Below are 19,731 nucleotides of genomic sequence, written 5' to 3' on the forward strand. Positions count from 1 at the left end.
CACTATTTACAAAGCTTATGAATGTAGTAATTATCGGTTGTGGTGTAGTTGGAGCAGCGATCGCATATCAACTAAGTCAAATCAAAGGTTTAAATATCACTGTTTTTGAAAAAAACCAGCCAGCACAAGGTTCTACAGCAGCTGCTTTGGGTGTTTTAATGGGGGTGATTAGCCATAAAACCAAGGGTAAGGCCTGGCAAATTCGCGAGGAGAGTATTAAACGCTATCAAACCCTAATTCCAGAGCTGGAGGAGATAACAGGACGAAAAATTCCCTGCAACCGTCAGGGTATTGTCATGTTACTATCAGAGGATCCCACTCACCCCCTAAAAAGCGGAGTGGAAGCAATGAGTGACTGGGAGGAATTACAACAGGTGCGCAAATCCCAAGGATGGGAGTTAAAGGTGTGGGATCGAGAGAAACTAGGGAATTTTTGCCCCCAGGTAAATAATCCTATGGTAATTGGTGCTGTTTATTCCCCTCAGGATTTGCAGTTAAATCCCACAGCGTTAACCCTAGCACTGGTGGACGCAGCACAGCGTAATGGGGTACAATTCAAATTTGGAGTAGCAGTTCGCAATCACCAAGCACCATCTAGTCAAATCGTCCAGATTACACCCCATGTTCAGGAACAACTAAAATCTATTGACACCACAGAGGGTGTAGTCACAGCAGATTGGTTTATCATTACTGCTGGTTTGGGTACTACTGCACTAACCAGACAATTAAATCATCAGGTGACTATTCGTCCAGTTTTAGGACAAGCATTATATTTGAGTTTAGGAAGGAGTCTGGGCAATCCTGATTTTCAACCGGTCATTACCGGTAATGATGTACATCTAGTACCTATGGGTAATGGGGATTATTGGGTGGGAGCTACAGTAGAATTTCCTAACGGAGAAGATGATGTTCTACCTAGTAAGGAATTGCTGGAACTAGTTAAACAACAGGCGATCGGTTTTTGTCCTGAATTAGCTTCGGCCAAGATTCTTCGCAGCTGGTCTGGATTACGTCCTCGTCCAGAGGGTAGACCAGCACCAATAATTGAAAAATTAGCCAGTTATACTAATATAATTTTAGCAACTGGTCATTACCGTAATGGAGTCCTGCTTGCACCTGCTACAGCGTCTGCAGTATATGATATAATTCTTAACTCAAATATTTAATGGAATTTACACCCGTTAAGTAGTTAAATAGTTAAGTCTATTAGTTTAAATGCCTGTTCTATTACAGATGCAAGCTGTGTTTTTTTCGACCTGTTGTATAGTTTTATTGCCTGACTATATGCAGCTAGCATATCTCGGCTATTTTCCACTTCTCCATGTTGGTTTTTAGTATTTAGTAACACCCATCCCAGGTTGTGATATGCTTCCGCATAATTATCCTTAAATTCAATTGCTTTATCTAAAAATTCCTTAGCTTGTTTCCACGATCCTAATTGGGCATATAAAGTACCCAAGCGAAAATGAGAAAAAGCTAATAAGGAGTTTTTTTCGAGTTGGAGGTAAACTTCACTGTAAATATGAGTTATGTACTTATTATATATTTCAATAGCAGCTTGATAGTTTTTCAAATGCTCCTGAGTGATTGCATAATTAATAAATACCCAACCTGGAACTGATGCTTGGTGAATAGACGTTTCAAAACTAACTGTTGCCTCTTGCCATAAAAGTTCGCTTGCTTGTTTCCAACCTTTCAAACCCCAGGCTATAGCATTATTAGGTGATTTATCCACAAATTCTTGCACTCTGAGATTAACATCGTTAGCCTTTTTAGTAACTACTGACTTTTCCAAAGCTGTGATTAAATAAATATATAGAGTAGATTGTAGTTTCTGTTCATCATCATTGAGATTGGCTAATTGGGTTTGTAACTTATTTTGTAATTTAAAGAGGGCTTGACTAGATGTACGAATCACTAATTTCCACTCTTGTTGTTGTAGAAGTATCCATGCTTGTAAAGTTAGGGCAAAGATGGAATCAGATTGTATTTCTAAGACCTTGTCTATAGTGGTTTTAGCAGCGGTTAAATTTCCTGACTTAGCCAAAGCCCAAGCTAAATTTATTTTTATCCAGAGTTGATCAGGTGATAAATTAGTTCCTTTTTGTAGATTATTTACAGCATCTTGCCAATGATTTTCACGACAATTAATTAACCCTAAAACTCCATATCCTCTACCATCATTTGGTTGGAATTTAATGGCATTTGTAGCTGCTATCTTAGCTTGATCATGATCTAGGTATACTTGTACCAATGCCAGTTCCACAAATGCTTGTGGACTACTACCTTGGACTTGTAGATATTTTTGATATACTTGTACAGCACCAATTAAATTACCTTGTTTAACTAAGTCCTTGGCTTTTTGATGTTGGGGATAAACAAAATTACCTTGTATGGCCGCCATTAATTCCTGAGCAGTTTGAAATCTATCTTCCACCTTAAATTCCATTCCTGTCAAGATAATTTTTTCCATTAAAGGAGTTATGGTAGAGTTGAGTTGTCGAGGAGGGATTAATGCGTCTGATTGGGTATTTTGCAAAAGTTGACTAGCCCTTTCTGTAGCTTCTGTTGGTAATTTTCCAGTTAATAATTCATACATTGATGCACATAAAGCATACAAGTCAGTAGCAGGAAAATTTCTACTTCTTTGGATATATTGTTCATAAGGTGCATATCCAGCGGTGAGAATTCTAGTCATGTCTCCTGTTTGACCAGCAATAAATTCCCTTGCTGCACCAAAATCTATGAGTACAGCTCTATTGGGGGGAACAATGATAATGTTTTCTGGTTTAATATCCCGATGTAATAAATTGTGATCATGAATAATTTGTAGAGCGGATGCTATTTGCCAGAAATAATCTTTCACCTTATCTTCTTGGAGAATTCCTTCCTGGAGGAGAATTTTATCTAAGGATTTACCATTGAGTAATTCCATAACCATATATGCAGTATTATTTTCTGGGAAATACTCATAAATTTCTGCAATATGGGGATGTTTACACTGTTGTAAATAGTTGGCTTCCGACTGAAATTGTTGTAGTTGCTCCAGACGCTGTGCAGGAGTAATTGATGTGGGCCATAAAACACTATTTCCATGTCTGGCAGCTTTTTCTGGCCATAGTTCTTTGATAGCCACCTGAGCAGAATTCATCAAATAAGTTGCTGCATAAGTAATACCAAAACCACCTTGGCCTAAAATTCTTTCTATTCTATATCTACCACTACCAATTAATGTCCCGGGTGTTAAATGTAGGTTGGATACAGTAGTTTCAGGTACTAAAGGTGTGCCACAGGCAATACAACTAATGGCATTATCTGAATTATCGGTGAGACAGGTGGGACATTGCATAGACTTTACTGCTTGTTTATTGGTTATTTACTAATGATTTACTGACGACCTAAAGTTGATTACTCGTAACCAAAAATCGTAATGCTAAGAGTGTGGCATTATCCGGTGCACCCCTTTCTAAAACTTGGTTAATAGTAAGGTTCACAGCTGTTTGCAAGTTAGATTCAGTGATGAAATTAGTGGCGAGCTGGTTTTTAGAAACTAGATCCCAAACCCCATCAGAACATAGTAATATAATATCTTCATGTTCCAATTTCATTGTTAATGCTGAAGTAGTTTGTCTGAGATCTTGAACATAGCCATCACTCAATCTACTTTTTCCACCAATGGATTTAGTCAGAATATTTCTATCTGGATGTGTTGACAATTCCTCTTCCGTAATTTTTCCACTAGCAAATAATAGTGCCACCAGAGAGTGATCTTGACTAAGTTGTTGAATTTCTCCTTGACGCAGTAAATAAATACGACTATCACCCACATGACCAATCATTAGTTGTTCCGAAAGAGCAAAAATAATACTTAAAGTTGTTCCCCCATCTTTAAGTTGTGCGGACACTCTCTCATTAGCTTGAACAAATAGGGAAGTTAGCCACTCTTGGCATTCTTCCTTGGTATGATTTTCTGGAGGTAAGGGAGATTCTAGCATGGTTTCTATAGCCAATTTACTTGCCAATTCACCCTGAGACATTCCTCCCATACCATCCGCCATCGCAGCTAAAATTACCGTCCGGCGATCGCCACTCTTTTGGCATTTAATACCATAGTTATCTTCATTTTTCAAGCGATTAATTGAGAGTCCTACAGTAGATAGACTTGCAGTCTCCCAATTAATTTTGGGGATAGTCATCTCCTGTCGAGTACGGACTAATATTTTTAAAACCTGTTCCAATGTAAATCTTTCTTCTGGTAAGTAAGATAGACAAATTTTTAGCAGTTGATAAACTTGAGGTATAGGATTGATTTGTATTTCTTGAGTTGGGTTACTGGGTAAGTATTGGTGATGAATTATTTGATATAATAATGCTCCTACTGTATAACTGCTCATAGTTTCGTGAACAGGATATTTACAGTATGCCAATTCTGGAGCGCAATAGTCACCTATAAACCCAAAATTGAGTAATTCCCCTACAGGAAAGACACTAGTCAGGTCAAAGAATTTAATCGGTGTTCCTATTTGCATTAATTTGGGGACGAGATTAACAACACACCATTTTCTTTGATGAAGATAGCGAAAAACTTGACAGATTTGACTGGCAACTAACAATGACTCTTCCAAACTATGTTTGTTATTGAGCCAAGTTTCCAAGGTTTGATTTTCATCAGGAACATGGCTAAGAACAAGTAATTTTTCATTTAACAAATTGGTAATAATTTCCCTTTCTGGATAATATTCCTCCTCTAAATATTCCACCTCTTGATTTATATCTATAGTACTAGTTATATTTTCCATGTTTTCGGAATTTTGATTTTCCGCCATGGTTAATGTAACATCCAAAATCTCAGAATCTATGCTATCACCATGAATATCACGAATACTATTGATATTAATAACAACATTGTCTACAACAGCGTGTAATAAAACTTCAGAGATCAACTGGTAATCTCCCAATTGGTTTCTCAATTGTAATTCTCGGTTGAGTGAACCATCAGTTCTACCTATTCTGAGTAAACCTGGTTTTGCATCACCTACTATCCAAACTTGGAAATAATAAATATCAGGCGTAAACTGTCCCCAATAGGATCTTATTTCTAAAGGGATACCTTGGATGTGAAAACAGGTGTTTTCTTGAATTATTAGTGGTAGCTGATTGGTAGAATCACTCATCTTATTATTAGATCTCTATATGCTATCTAGCTGTTTTTAAAAACAAATTTAACCTTACCAAATGCAATTTCATCGTCTGGTTTTAGAGGAGTGGGGACAGTAATTCTAGCACTGAATCGTGTTTGTCCTTGACCTTTAATAAATACTCCATTGGTAGATCCTAAATCCTTGACCTTCCATATTCCCGCCTCCTGATAAATTTCCGCGTGGTTACGGGATACTGTGTCTCCACCAGGAAAGGTTTCCAAATCTATATCCACCGGGCCAGTATCCTGGTCAAAAATACCGACTATGGCATTATTTTCCAGAATAAATTCCGGTATGGGAGCATTGATCTGTTTACAGACTAACCTAGCAGTTGCGGATGTCCTTGTAAGTGGTATGGTTGGTGAATAGCTATTATCTGATATTGGTGGTGGAGCTGGTTGAATAATGGTGGGTGGTATGATTGACGCTGTAGTGACAGCAATTGGCAGTTCCGAACCACAAATACTGCAGAACTCTGTATTATCTGGGTTTTGGTCATATCCACAAGCTGTACAAGTAATCATGGTCTTTTATCCTTATGATGGTAGAGTTATGTTGAAATTGTACCAGAGAGATTCTTATGTTCCCGTAAGTTTTCGCATCTCCTCTTCTGAAAGCATATCATCATCATTACCCATTTTCACCGTTTTCCCTTTAGCACCCATTTTCACCGTCTTCCGAGTTCCCGATGAGATTTTTTTAGTCTTCCGCAATTCAGATTGGGCGTTATTTAAAGATTCTGTCATTTCCTTATTGCCAAGTCTTACCGTCATTCTTCTAGCTGTTTCTAATAATTCCTCTGCTTTTTGTGGATTCTTTTCTGCCATTTTGATAGATTGGTCAACCAGATTAGCAATATTGCATTGTTGCACATAGTCCATAACTTCTTGATTAACCTGAGCTGCATTATGCTGTCCAGGAATAAATTGGATAATGAGATTTTCTGGTGGTATTTCACCACGCCTTTTTTCTCCGGGAATGTCATAGGTCAATCCCAGTTGAGCAATACGTACACGAGAAGCAGGACGGTTATTAACTGTAAATTCTAGAATGAATATAGTTTCATCATGAGCAATAGCATTTCCCAAGGGAAAGGGATCTTGATTAATGGGAAATTCCGCTTGGGTAGGATAAGCACGAACAATACGACTTAGTTCTACTCCTTTCACAGTTTTTACACTTAAAGCTAGATTAGTGATTACCTCCTGTTGTGCTTCACTATATTCAGCAATAATCTTGCCAGGTAAATCTAGTATGGATGTTTCTGTACCTTTAGCGATTCCCGGTACCACATAGAATAGTTTTCCTCCCGTGCAATCACTCAGATGGCTTAATAAATCTTCATTGAACTCTTCCCCCACTCCCAACGCTGTAATTGGTATATTACGGGTGGCAAAATTATTAGCAATTGATTGACACTGATCTTCATCAAATGTTTGTCCATCGGTGAATAATAGAACCCGTTTGACAGTCATTTCCTGTTGACTCAATATATCAAATGCACGCCGTAGTCCTAAACCCATGCGCGTACCACCAGAAAAATTTCTCAAGTTGTTAATGGCAGTTTCCAGTTTTTTAATTTCTGTAGCACTGGTTAGTCCAATAATTGAGGAAGCACTATCATTAAATTGCACTATGGCAATACGATCTTGTTGTTTTAATCTCCCAGAATTAACTAAGGCTAATAGGGATTCAATCACTATGTCTATTTTTGATTTGCCTCCTGTCACCTCCCGATATTCTTTGCCATCCTGTTCATAGGTGACACCTGTAGGTTTAGTCTCACCTGCGACCACTTCATACATGGATCCACTAGTATCAATAACAAAAGTAAAAGTAGTTGGTGGAAGACTGGTAGCTATATCTTTGAGAGGACGCAACTTGAGCATAACAAATAACTTTTGTCCTTCCGTATCCGCTGGCATAAATTCCCGATGGGGTGTAATACTAGTCTTGATGGCATTCATTTTATCTTTCCTGAAGTTAATTTTTGAGATTAATTTTTGCAGTTAAACAAATTGGGTAATTAATCTGTTTTTGTAATCAAACTACTAAGACCTAAACAAAGTTTAAAGGTGGCAATATACCCGATTGGGGTTGTATATCTGATATATCTGGAGTAATCATTTGAGGAACTTCCTGATTGCCATCCTCCTGCAGTTGATCAATATTTTCATCAATTAGCAATCTTAAATGAAGACTAAGAGAACTAAATCTATAACCCTGCTTGATATCCTGAGTCCAGGTTTGAATAATTTGATTTAGTTGATAATCCCTAATTGCTGACAGGCTAAGATCCTGTAGTGTCTTGCGAATGTTCTCCCTAACCAGAGGTGTAAACACTTTTTCTGGTGCATCTTCCTCCATATGATTTAACTCTAAACTGTAACTGTACGATTCAGATGGTGAACCTTCTGGTTTCAGATGGAAAGTATATTTAACCATTGTGCCAATTGAACAAGGATTCGGATAATCAGGTTTTATCTTTAACTTCTAGGGTGATTTTCCCTAACTTACGGATATCACCCACCTTTAAACTCTGAGTAGTAACTCTCATTTTCTTCATCCTAGCATATTCTTGGTCGAACTCCATAATAATATCACTTCCTTCCTTAAATATTCTAGCAGTAAGCGGTGCAAATCCGTCTGTTGCACTTAGGGGAATTTCCACGTTCACAGAAGTACCTATGGAAATTGGCCTAGTACCCAGTAAATATTTGGTCTGCTCCGTGGGTGTCCAATGCACTAACAAATAAGGTTCTGAATTTAACTGTTTTTGTTCAATCCAAGCAATCATCAATCCGATAAAAAACCCTAATATGGATACACCAGATAAGCGTCCCATAATGTCTCCTAGAATACTTGATGTGATTAAAAAGCCACCAGCACCGATTCCACCACCTACAGTTCCCCCCAGGAGCGCGTTTTTGAAGTTGAGATTGGGGACGAAGAGTTTTGTGCCAGCTCCCACCACAGCTCCCAAAATCACCCAACCTCCAATTTTGGTAATTACTTCCAGACCAAGGATTCCTGAAAATGTTGTACTCACAAGAGGTGAGAATACCAGAAACAAAAATTGTCCACTTGCACCTGCGATGGTTCCTGCTATCAGACTACCAATAATAGTGATAATTCCCTTTTTCGCAGTTAATAAGGGTAGTCGCATATAGCGATTTTGTCCCATAATTAAAGCCAAACATATTCCCATAGACAAAAACGCTGTCCAACCACCAATGCGGAATATGGAATAGGTAAAACCATAGTTTTCACCAGTGTCGGATTCAATCAACTGTTTATAAATTACCGCTTCTGCTTGGCTAAATGCTTGGTCAAATTGACCGGAATTAGCATAAAACACTAGGGAGCGATCGCCTGTGATTTGGGTTAAATAATTAGTGTCTGCACCTCCGGTAGCTACTGCAATTAGTTTAATTCCTGCATTTCTCACAGACAGGGCTGAATTGTAGGCAAAATTAGGATCATCTGGTATTCCATCGGTAAATAAAATGATATTTTTGTTTAATGTTGTTGCTTGCAATTGATCTTGGGCAGTGTTAATACCTTCTCCCATAGGTGTTGAGCCATTTTCTAATAGTTGATTAATGGCATTATTTAAAATATTAATGTCGTTTGTCAATGGAGCAGGGGTTGCAACTGCTGAGCCAAAATTCACCACTGCTATTTGATCTACTTCTAAGTTACGACGTTGCACAAACTGACTGGCGGCCGTTTTAACTTCCGTTAATTTACCATCACTCATGCTTGAGGATGTGTCAATTAATAAGACTATCGCTTGAGGATTTGTTGTGGGTTTATTCCCACTTTTGGTTAGGGCTAGAAATGGTTCTCCTAGCAAGATTGCTGCTGTTAAACAGCCAGCGGATCCATATATGGCAAATAATAGGGTTTTGTTGTTTTTTAAGCGATTGGTTAGGTTCAACATTTTACTTATTTTAAATAGGTGTAATAAAATTCCTGATGCAATTCAATTCTCTGGTTTTTTACCGTTATTAATTTGGGGTTCTCACTTTTATTTGAGTAACATACCAGGTGGCATTATCCTGATTCCAATCAAGATAAAATCTTAATCTGACTGGAAGCAATCGACCATTTTTCATACTATATTGACCTCGAAAATTAACGATAGCCGAGTCGTTATCTTCCGATTGAGTACCAACCCTAATTACCCTAACACTCTCAACTTGCGTCCACCATCCTAAAAAGGAATCATAACCATTTGGATGTAAATTTAGATCTTCTTTAACTGTACTTGGATAAATATCCCAAGCAGTATCATACTGTTTATTATTGATCTTATCATAATAATCTCGAATTACTTGTTCAGGTGAAATTCTGGAAGTATTTTGTGTTGCTGTGTAGGACTTTTGAACTGAATCTGCTCTTGGTGGTATTTGGGATTTAGTTTTAGGAATGGGTGCAGCTGTGGTAGCTATTACTGTCGATTTTTTTACTGAATCCTCCATAGTAACCGGATCGGATTTAAGGGTAGACCCTAAACCCACTTCTAAATTAAAATTTTTCATCCCTTGTGGTGCACCCACCTGTATGGTGTATTGACCAGTTTTAAGCAAATCTTTCCCTTTAACAATTTCAGTGTCTGGAGTAAACACCCAAACACAAACATCACTATCCGTACTGTAACTCAATTTATCCCCTGCTATTGCTGCAAAGGTGTACCCCACATGTTGCTCCACACTTACCTGGTTAGATTTACTAATTCTACCTTGATTGAATGTAAGGTTTTCAACATTTTTGGCATTTAACGAAACTGTAGGTTTATCAGGACAACCGGGTGAACTTAAAAGATTGGATGAAATAGATCCATGAGGATTGACTCCTTGACAACCGAGAAGTGATAAACAGGTGGAGCAAAAAATTATTTTCTTCAACATAGCGAAATTTTTACAATTTATAGCCGTATTCATCTACAACGAAAGCGGTCCAGAATGGTTACCTATTGCCAAGCAGGATAGACCTCAGAAATTTTCCACCTTGTGTTTTCTTTTTCAAAAAAATAAGTTAGATTTCTAGTAAACTTTCCCGATTTTCCCCTATCAATTCCATACCTACTGTGTAAATATCTCTCCTCCCTTACTCTAACCCTAATATAAGGACGTTTCCCAGAATTTGAAAAATTAACCACTCTTTTTATTTCTGAAGAAATATATTCATAATATGCTCCATTTTGTCTTAACCACTGCACTGGTCCATCAGCTTTAGTTGTAAAATTGTGCATTTTGCCAGTTGCTAATTGATCTACTAAATTGGTATCAAAGGGTGATGCAAATATTTGAGGTTTTGCCGCGTACCATTGTTTAACTAGTTCCACAGCATCTTCTTCAGAAATATCATGTTCTGGCTGTGAATTATTCTCTTTTGCATCTAATTTTATTGTGGGAATTGATTCAGTGGTGGGAGTAATGTTAGTCTGTAAATCTCCTAAACCCACTTCTAAATTAAAATTTTTCATCCCTTGTGGTGCACCCACCTGTATGGTGTATTGACCAGTTTTAAGCAAATCTTTCCCTTTAACAATTTCAGTGTCTGGAGTAAACACCCAAACACAAACATCACTATCCGTACTGTAACTCAATTTATCCCCTGCTATTGCTGCAAAGGTGTACCCCACATGTTGCTCCACACTTACCTGGTTAGATTTACTAATTCTACCCTGATTGAATGTGATTTTTTCAACATTTTTGGCATTTAATGAAACTCTAGGTTTATCAGGACAACCAGGTGAACCTAAATGAAGAATCCCCGTCCCTTTAGGGGTGGGGAGTGTCAATCCTTGACAACCCAGAAGCGATAAACAGGTGGAGTAAAAAATCATTTTCTTCAACATATCAAAATTATCTCATCTGTTATCTACCAACCTTGATTTGAAATTCGTTCCTTTTAACAACCAACCAATTCCTATGGTAAAGTGAGAATCTCCACCCCATTTTCCGTTACCGCTATAGTATGCTCAAACTGAGCGGAAAGTTTCCTATCCCTTGTAATAGCAGTCCACCCATCAGCTAACATCTCAAACTCATAGGAACCCTCATTAATCATTGGTTCAATGGTAAAGACCATACCCGGTCTTAATAATCTACCAGTTCCCCTAGTCCCAAAATGAGGAATGTCTGGCGCAGTATGAAAAATCTTATTAATTCCATGACCGACAAAATCCCGCACCACCGAAAACCCATAACTCTCCGCATGCTCTTGAATAGCAGCACCAATGTCACCAATTCTCCCACCAGGTCTAACTTCTGCAATACCTAAATGTAAACACTTCTGTGTCACCTCTACCAATTTTTTGGCTATGGGCCTAGCTTCACCTACAATAAAGGTTTTAGATGTATCCCCATGATAACCATCTAATACAGGCGTTACATCAATGTTGATAATATCACCCTTCTTGAGAATCCGTTGTGAACTGGGAATACCATGACAAATTACTTCATTTAAACTAGTACAAATTGATTTAGGAAAGCCCATATAACCCAAGGGCGCACTCTTGGCCCCATGAGCTTGTGTCCATGCTTCCGCTTCATCATTCAGTTCCTGAGTGGTTACACCAGGTTTAACCAAGGGTTCCAAGTGTTGTAACAACTGAGCTGCTAAACTTCCAGCACGTCGCATTTTTTCTATTTCTCGTGCAGACAAAAGAATAATTTGTTTGGTGTTCATTTACCGATCTTGAACCAAAAATATTGTTAATCCGGTCTCAGCTGCTCTACGAGCTGCATCTGCAATCTTTAAAGTGTATAAACTTTGTTCTGCAGTTACGTATAAAGGGGAACCATGAAAAATATGATCTAAAACCATTTTAGTATCTCTGGCAAATAATCCCTGACGATTAGCAATTTCTATTGACCTTGTGTCTTCAGGTCCTATAAAAATTCCCTTATCACCATCCAGAATTAAACTCCCATTTTCCGCACTGACTTCCAATTTGCGTTCCGATTGCCATATAGTTTCGCCTTTACCATAAATAACTTGAGCTAACAAACCATTGGCAAAACACAATTGGGCTATGCAAAGACAACCTTGATAATATTCCTCCTCTGTTTCCCAATATCGCTGATGACAATTCACTGTTACTACCTGACCAAATACATCAGTGAGACGATGTAGTCGTGACAATGCACCTATAAAGGGGAACCCAAACAATTGATGGTTATAGGTCCACTTTCTCGGAGCTGGATGTTCCGCCTTCATAGTGCTGTAACGAACATAAAACAACTGTCCCAGCATGGGTAAGTTTTCCTTTAGTACCTGGTGCCAACCACCCAGAAGTTCAATGTGCTCTACATGGAGCAGTCTTTTTTTATCCTTTGCTAAAGCAATTAGTCCCTCCGCTTCTTCAATATCTAACGACAAAGGATACTCAACAATCAGATGTTTATTGTTATTCAATGCCGCACGAGCTATTCTACCATGGTCTGCATTGATTGTGGAAACAACTATTAAATTTATATCTTCTCTTTCTACCAACTCCTCCCAGGAATTGCTTACTTGGGTTTCATAACTTTTTGCCAAGGTTTCTGTCTTCTCAGGAGTGTGCCCCGCAATAGCTACCACATTCGCTCGCTCATCCTGTTTAAATGCTTGAGCTCTGTGTTTAGCTGCATATCCACTGCCAATGAGACCTACTCCTATACTTTTTTTACCAGACAACTCATAATTGTACATAAAAACTTACCAGTTTACCCATTACCCAGCCAGTATAATTAAGTCTTATTCTTGAAATTAAGTGTAACACTTAACTGGCAAAAAACTATCTCGCCAAGTCCTAGTCATAACTTAACTGTTCATTAATCTTTTATTAACCTAATTAAGATAGCCTTTGTTTGTACATGAATCTTTTACTGGTATCAAGCACAAAAACTTGCTAAGTCAAGTTAAATCAAATATCAATCTAGACAATTGTTAGAGAAAGAAAAATGACAAACATTCAACCCACTAAATTAACAACTTATGAATTTAAAAATCTACCATCACTGGGAACCACAACTACAAACCAGAATATACTTTTAGGGGGGTTTTCTGGACTGTACTTCCAGGGGGTAGCAGAGAATGGCAACCTAAAATTTGTCACCCATACAGACAGGGGTCCCAATGGTGAGCCAACAGGACAAAACAGACCTTTTCTATTACCCAACTTTCAACCAGAAATAGTCAGTTTTGAACTGGATAAGGCCAGCGGAGAAATTAACATTACCAAGAGAACCAAGTTATTCCGTGCGGATGGTAAAACCCCACTCACAGGACTGCCAAATGTGCAAGCTGGTGTGGGTAATACAGCTTATACTGACGAAATTGGTGTTGATTTAAATGGTACAGTTTTAACTAATGATCCTTTAGGTGCTGATTTAGAAGGAATTGTAGTTACAGACAACGGAGATTATTGGATGGTGGATGAATACCGTCCAGCAATTTATCATTTTAACGGAAATGGTATATTAATTAATCGGTTTATTCCCCAGGGAACTGCATCCAAGTCAAACCAACCTGTGGGAACTTTTGGCACAGAAGTGTTACCAGAAGTTTATGCTCAAAGACGCAATAACCGTGGTTTTGAAGCGGTAGCTCTAGCAGGTAACAAATTATATGCTTTTATTCAAACGCCAATTGATAATCCTGACAGCACGGGGGATACAACTTCCAGAGGTTCCCGCAATTTGCGAATTTTAGAATTTGACATAGTTGCCCAAAAGGTAACTGGTGAATATCTTTACTTGTTGGATGATATTACGGGAACTGGTAATGCTAAGACTGATAAAATTGGAGATGCGGTTTTCTTAGGTGGTTCTCGGTTTGCAGTAGTGGAAAGAGATGATAGAAGTGATACAACTTCTAACAAACTGATCTATCAGATTGACCTAACTGGTGCAACGAATATTAATGATACTAGTAAACTCACCTTACCCCAGGGCAAAACCATTGAACAGTTAACCCCAGTAGAATTAGGCCCTGCTGGTATTATTCCTGTGAATAAGAGTTTGATTGTTAATGCAGCACAAATTGGCTATACAGGCGTAGAAAAATTAGAGGGTTTAGCCCTAGTTTCAGCCAATACCCTAGCTATAGTTAATGACAATGACTTTATTACCACAATTCCTCAGAAATTAGGAATAATTGAATTACCTAATAATCTGGTGGAAGTAACTGGCACTGCTAACAAGGATGAGTTATTTGTCAAAAAAGGTGAATATGTACTTGGACTTGATGGAGACGATATATTAGATGCCAGTGATGGTTTAGGAAACAACGTCCTGGATGGTGGTGCAGGAAACGATCAACTTTATGCAGGAAAATCAGACACCTTAATTGGTGGTACTGGAAATGACCAATTATATGTGGTGGGGGGTAATAACAACACACTTTATGGTGGTGCTGGGAATGACAAATTATATGTAGCGGAGGGTAATAATAACACACTTTATGGTGAAAATGGAGATGATAACCTCTATATCATAGAGGGTGGTAATAATACCTTGAGTGGTGGTGGTGGAGCTGACAAGTTCTATATTGTTAATGGTGCAATTCCCGCTGCTCCTAGTCAGGTTCTAGACTTCACTCGCGGGAATGATAAGGTGATAATTTCTGGTATTAGCCAGATTAAAAGTTTTGATAACCTCATCTTAGACCAGAATGGAGATGACACCATTATCAAAACGAAAGATTTGATAGATGGATCTCAAAAGATACTGGGTATTTTGAAAGCGGTCCTTGCCAATACCTTGACAGCGGATGACTTTAGAATTGACGATAACCGGACACCGAGCTTTGTTACTACTACTGCTACCTTCCCTACACCTGAAAACACCACTGCGGTGGGAACTATTACCCCTGCTACAGATCCAGATGCAGGTGATGTCCTCAGTTATACCCTGGGAGGAGCGGATGCCAGTAAGTTCGACTTCAACCCCACTACCCGCGTTCTGAGCTTTAAAACCGCACCTAACTTTGAGTCCCCTGGTAGCGCCGCAGGTACTAATGCTTACACCCTAGTGGTGACTGCAACGGATAGCAAAAATGCGATCGCCACTCAAAATATCACGGTTAATGTCACGGATGTAAATGAAGCGCCGAGCTTTGTTACTACTACTGCTACCTTCCCTACACCTGAAAACACTACTGGGGTGGGAACTATTACCCCTGCTACAGATACAGATGCAGGTGATGTCCTCAGTTATACCCTGGGAGGAGCGGATGCCAGCAAGTTCGACTTCAACACCACTACCCGCGTTCTGAGCTTTAAAACCGCACCTAACTTTGAGTCCCCTGGTAGCGCCACAGGTACTAATGCTTACACCCTAGTGGTGACTGCAACGGATAGCAAAAATGCGATCGCCACTCAAAATATCACGGTTAATGTCACGGATGTAAATGAAGCGCCGAGCTTTGTTACTACTACTGCTACCTTCCCTACACCTGAAAACACTACTGCGGTGGGAACTATTACCCCCGCTACAGATACAGATGCAGGTGATGTCCTCAGTTATACCCTGGGAGGAGCGGATGCCAGCAAGTTCGACTTCAACACCACTACCCGCGTTCTGAGCTTTAAAACCGCACCTAACTTTGAGTCCCCTGGTAGCGCCGCAGGTACTAATGCTTACACCCTAGTGGTGACTGCAACGGATAGCAAAAATGCGATCGCCACTCAAAATATCACGGTTAATGTCACGGATGTAAATGAAGCGCCGAGCTTTGTTACTACTACTGCTACCTTCCCTACATCTGAAAACACTACTGGGGTGGGAACTATTACCCCTGCTACAGATACAGATGCAGGTGATGTCCTCAGTTATACCCTGGGAGGAGCGGATGCCAGCAAGTTCGACTTCAACACCACTACCCGCGTTCTGAGCTTTAAAACCGCACCTAACTTTGAGTCCCCTGGTAGCGCCGCAGGTACTAATGCTTACACCCTAGTGGTGACTGCAACGGATAGCAAAAATGCGATCGCCACTCAAAATATCACGGTTAATGTCACGGATGTAAATGAAGCGCCGAGCTTTGTTACTACTACTGCTACCTTCCCTACACCTGAAAACACTACTGGGGTGGGAACTATTACCCCTGCTACAGATCCAGATGCAGGTGATGTCCTCAGTTATACCCTGGGAGGAGCGGATGCCAGTAAGTTCGACTTCAACCCCACTACCCGCGTTCTGAGCTTTAAAACCGCACCTAACTTTGAGTCCCCTGGTAGCGCCGCAGGTACTAATGCTTACACCCTAGTGGTGACTGCAACGGATAGCAAAAATGCGATCGCCACTCAAAATATCACGGTCAATGTTACCCAACGAAAGGGTATTAGTGCAGCAGTTACTCAAAAAGCACAATCAGCAAATCTTGGTCAAGGTATTCTCAGACCAGAAGAAAAGCTAACAGATCCGAACATTGTAGTTATTCCATTTGGAGGTGTTGATACCTTTAACAAAGGAGCAAATGCTGCGATAGAAAATTTCGGTCTGATTAAAACTGGAGCCAATACCACCATTGAAAGTGTGAGAGTTTTACCCAAGAACCCAAATGGCGAGGTTTCAGTTACCTTAAACGATGGAACAGTGGTCTTGGCATCTATTCCCCCTGGGATTAGCTCTATTGGAGATCCCTTGGCGTTAAACATAAGTGGACTGGTTCCAGGAGGAAGCTCTACTTTAGATTTCTATTTGCCTGGAAATATTCTCAATCAGTTACCCAATGATTTACAGTCTGCTACATACGCAAAATTTAACTTTGAGGCTAAGAAGTTTGAGCGGTATACAGATGAACAAGGAAAGCCCTTATATCAGTACAAATTTACCGATAAAAATAGCAATGGCATTCGAGACTTTGGAGAACTCTACATCAGTCTAAATCTTACAGATGGAGATAAATGGGATGGTGATAGAATTCAAAATGGTATTATTGTTGACCCAGGACAGTTGGGAATTGCTGTTGCAGTGACAGGAACAGGTGTCACCTACTCATCAACCACAGTTAATCCTGGAAATTCCTTGATTCCTAAAGAAGCACCTCCCCTATCTAATATTGCTGATAATGTGTTCTATAATTTCCCCAGCACCTATAGGCCAGCGGAAGCAAGACAAGCATTACAAAATGCTTTAGGTCAAACTGATGCTGCCTTTAAAAACATATTTGGGTTGTATGAGGTGGATAATGCGACAGGAGCAGTCAATGGTATTGCACCTGGACAATCTGGTTATGCCAAAGCTGCTTTGGACAAGAGTAAAGTAATTAGCAATTTTACTGTGCGCGCAGGAGGGTCAGTTACCCCCAATATTAATGGTGACTTGATTGGTATTGGAGGCAAAACTTATGCACCATTTGTGATTGCTAATGGTGGCAATTACTCTGGTAGTATCCAAGAAGCTATTAACGAGTTTTTCAAGGTTAATCCCAATAACAGTGCAGCTACTGCTCAAAATTATATGGGTTTACCCGTTGCTTACTTTAGCTTTGGTGCTGCTAACCCAGATGGTGCAGCTCACATCAAGAGCTTTGGCAATAATATCTTTGGGTTTGAAGATTTACCTGCTGGTGTGGGAGTTAGTGATTACGACTTTAATGATATGGTCTTCTCCTTTGGTTAAAAAAACCGTTGTCGTTCACCACCAAGGTTTTGCTAATTTGGGTTAGTTAAAACCTTGGTCCCCAATTCAATAAATATATAATAAAATATATCTACCTTTGGAGTTTTTACAGTGAGTCTATTTGATGATCTAAGTCGTTTTCTGGAAGCCCGTTTAGAAGAATTTATACGAAACAATCCTCATATAGAGTTGGAAATGCTCACGGAACAACTACAGCGCGAGGAGGAAAAAACAATAAAATTGATTACAGATCTACAATTACAGGAACGACAAGTCCAGGATGAAATTCTGGCAACCGCACAAGAAATACAACGATGGCATGCTCGTATTCAAAAAGCTAAGGCAGCAGGTAGGGAAGACTTAGCTGTACCGGCACAAGCAAAAGAAGATTCTTTACTGCGAGAGGGAAATCAGCAATGGGCAAACATGCAGTCTTTAAAAGAGAAAGTTGTGCAGTCTCAACAGACGTTAACTAAGATTAAACAACGTCGGGAAGAAGTGCAAGTAAAAGCTAAAGCGATGAAAAGTGATAAAACTAAATCTTCAACCAACGAGGGTACAAAAACCACAGATTCCAAGTTCAACTACTCCAATTCCAAGTTTGATGACTTAGAAGAAGAGTTTCGTCGTTGGGAAATTCAGGATGAACTAGAAGAAATGAAAAGGAACAGGAAAAAGTGACGCTTCTTAGGATACTAGAATATTGTCCCCGCAATAGCGGGGCTTTTCACCCTATTTGGGTTGACCTTGGGTTGCCAATACATCAATGGGTTTCATCAAGTACAGTTTGAGAAACTGCCATCCATGGGAAATGTAAATAGGTAGCTTCTGGAAGAACTGTAGGAATTTGGGACTGTTGCTGTTGGAGATGGCTGCTAGCCTTTCATTATTCTTGATACAAATATCCAAACGCTCATAAAACTCTGGACTTTCCACATCTAGAATTACCGGAAATACACGGCCAGCGGTTTCGTTAGTCTTCTTAATGACATGAATGTCGTACTCTCTAGCATCTAAACCAATGGCAGCATAAAAGTCTTTACGCTGAATATCATTGAGATACATGGTGGCAAATACAGACAACAAAAAGAAACGACTCCAAAGTTTACCTTGCCACCCCCGCAACATTTGTGGTTGGGCCTTCATGATAGCATCAAAGAAATCACCATGACGGTTTTCATCCTGACACCAGTTCTCAAAGAAACGGAAAATTGGATAAATTCTATCTTCAGGATGTTTTTCTAAATGACGATAAATGGTGATATACCGCCAGTAACCAATCTTTTCAGAGAGATAGGTGGCATAAAAGATAAATTTGGGTTTGAAGAAGGTATAACTGCGACTCTTGGTCAAAAATCCTAGATCTAGGGATAGATTAAAGTCCGACATAGCCTTATTCAGAAACCCGGCGTGACGAGCTTCATCCCGTGACATGAGATTAAAGCACTCTGCTAGAAGAGGGCTTTTATCTTTTAAGCGGCGACCTAGTTCTTTGTAGAGGAGGAACCCAGAAAACTCTGCTGTGCAGGAGCGTTCTAGAAATTCAATGAACAATTGGCGGGTTTGTCCGTCAATGTGGTCCCAGGACTGGTCAAATTCAGCATCTCGAACAAAGTGATGACGGTTATAGTCAACGCGAAACTCTTCTAAGATGGCCCGCAGCTCATCCTCATTGACGGAGATATCCATCCGCGCCATTTCGTCAAAATCAGTTGTATAGAATCGGGGTGTTAATAAGGTTTCTTTTGCAGGAACTTTCACCCCGGGACGTATTTCTTCAAAGGTTGGTTTTTTTAGGGAATTTACCATCTTAATTTTCAATTAAGGATAATAATGACATTTGTATAACATCTACTCTATCAAAATCTGGTCCCAAAAAGGGCAAACAAACATTAAGAGTTGCAACAAAT

General features: G+C 39.5%; 13 protein-coding genes and 1 pseudogene. 3 read left to right on the forward strand and 11 right to left on the reverse strand.

Annotated elements, in window-relative coordinates; all coding sequences use genetic code 11:
• The first annotated feature begins 17 nt into the window (after positions 1-17).
• Entirely contained in the window at positions 18-1,166 is a 1,149-nt protein-coding gene (locus IAR63_RS09630) for an NAD(P)/FAD-dependent oxidoreductase (RefSeq protein ID WP_187705112.1), read from the forward strand.
• A gap of 23 nt (positions 1,167-1,189) precedes the next feature.
• Here the strand turns inward: IAR63_RS09630 and IAR63_RS09635 are convergent, their stop codons facing one another.
• From IAR63_RS09635 to IAR63_RS09680, 10 genes are all read right to left on the reverse strand, one after another.
• Positions 1,190-3,349, reverse strand: coding sequence for a protein kinase domain-containing protein (locus tag IAR63_RS09635; protein WP_187705113.1), 2,160 nt, complete (start codon positions 3,347-3,349; stop codon positions 1,190-1,192).
• Positions 3,350-3,398: 49 nt separating this feature from the next.
• Positions 3,399-5,174: a protein phosphatase 2C domain-containing protein gene (locus IAR63_RS09640; protein ID WP_187705114.1), complete on the reverse strand. Its 1,776-nt coding sequence runs from the start codon at positions 5,172-5,174 to the stop codon at positions 3,399-3,401.
• A 26-nt stretch (positions 5,175-5,200) separates the two neighbouring features.
• The gene (locus tag IAR63_RS09645) at positions 5,201-5,725 is read right to left on the reverse strand and encodes an FHA domain-containing protein (RefSeq protein WP_187705115.1); all 525 of its coding nucleotides are present in this window, start codon (positions 5,723-5,725) and stop codon (positions 5,201-5,203) included.
• 54 nt (positions 5,726-5,779) lie between these two features.
• Positions 5,780-7,168 carry a vWA domain-containing protein gene (locus IAR63_RS09650; RefSeq protein ID WP_187705116.1) on the reverse strand — a complete coding sequence of 463 codons (1,389 nt, stop codon included), beginning with the start codon at positions 7,166-7,168 and terminating at the stop codon, positions 5,780-5,782.
• Positions 7,169-7,259: 91 nt separating this feature from the next.
• A complete protein-coding gene (locus tag IAR63_RS09655; RefSeq protein WP_187705117.1) occupies positions 7,260-7,646 on the reverse strand; it encodes a hypothetical protein in 387 nt (128 codons plus the stop codon).
• 28 nt (positions 7,647-7,674) lie between these two features.
• Positions 7,675-9,144 carry a vWA domain-containing protein gene (locus tag IAR63_RS09660; protein ID WP_187705118.1) on the reverse strand — a complete coding sequence of 490 codons (1,470 nt, stop codon included), beginning with the start codon at positions 9,142-9,144 and terminating at the stop codon, positions 7,675-7,677.
• Positions 9,145-9,211: 67 nt separating this feature from the next.
• Positions 9,212-10,114 (reverse strand): hypothetical protein, encoded by a 903-nt coding sequence (locus IAR63_RS09665; protein WP_187705119.1) that lies wholly within the window; start codon positions 10,112-10,114, stop codon positions 9,212-9,214.
• Between the two features lie 62 nt (positions 10,115-10,176).
• Positions 10,177-11,067 carry an ARC6/PARC6 family protein gene (locus tag IAR63_RS09670; RefSeq protein ID WP_187705120.1) on the reverse strand — a complete coding sequence of 297 codons (891 nt, stop codon included), beginning with the start codon at positions 11,065-11,067 and terminating at the stop codon, positions 10,177-10,179.
• Between the two features lie 71 nt (positions 11,068-11,138).
• The gene (map, locus tag IAR63_RS09675; protein ID WP_187705121.1) at positions 11,139-11,900 is read right to left on the reverse strand and encodes a type I methionyl aminopeptidase; all 762 of its coding nucleotides are present in this window, start codon (positions 11,898-11,900) and stop codon (positions 11,139-11,141) included.
• Positions 11,901-12,905 (reverse strand): Gfo/Idh/MocA family protein, encoded by a 1,005-nt coding sequence (locus IAR63_RS09680; protein WP_187705122.1) that lies wholly within the window; start codon positions 12,903-12,905, stop codon positions 11,901-11,903.
• A 266-nt stretch (positions 12,906-13,171) separates the two neighbouring features.
• On the opposite strand from IAR63_RS09680, the pseudogene IAR63_RS09685 reads away from it, so the two are divergent.
• Positions 13,172-17,821 (forward strand): annotated as a pseudogene (locus IAR63_RS09685) (esterase-like activity of phytase family protein); the annotation flags it as partial.
• Positions 17,822-17,932: 111 nt separating this feature from the next.
• Positions 17,933-18,502 (forward strand): TIGR04376 family protein, encoded by a 570-nt coding sequence (locus IAR63_RS09690; RefSeq protein WP_006276469.1) that lies wholly within the window; start codon positions 17,933-17,935, stop codon positions 18,500-18,502.
• 51 nt (positions 18,503-18,553) lie between these two features.
• Here the strand turns inward: IAR63_RS09690 and acsF are convergent, their stop codons facing one another.
• Positions 18,554-19,630 carry a magnesium-protoporphyrin IX monomethyl ester (oxidative) cyclase gene (gene acsF / locus IAR63_RS09695; protein ID WP_187705124.1) on the reverse strand — a complete coding sequence of 359 codons (1,077 nt, stop codon included), beginning with the start codon at positions 19,628-19,630 and terminating at the stop codon, positions 18,554-18,556.
• Positions 19,631-19,731: the final 101 nt, after the last annotated feature.

Source organism: Cylindrospermopsis curvispora GIHE-G1 (genome assembly GCF_014489415.1).
Taxonomy (GTDB): Bacteria; Cyanobacteriota; Cyanobacteriia; order Cyanobacteriales; family Nostocaceae; genus Raphidiopsis; species Raphidiopsis curvispora_A.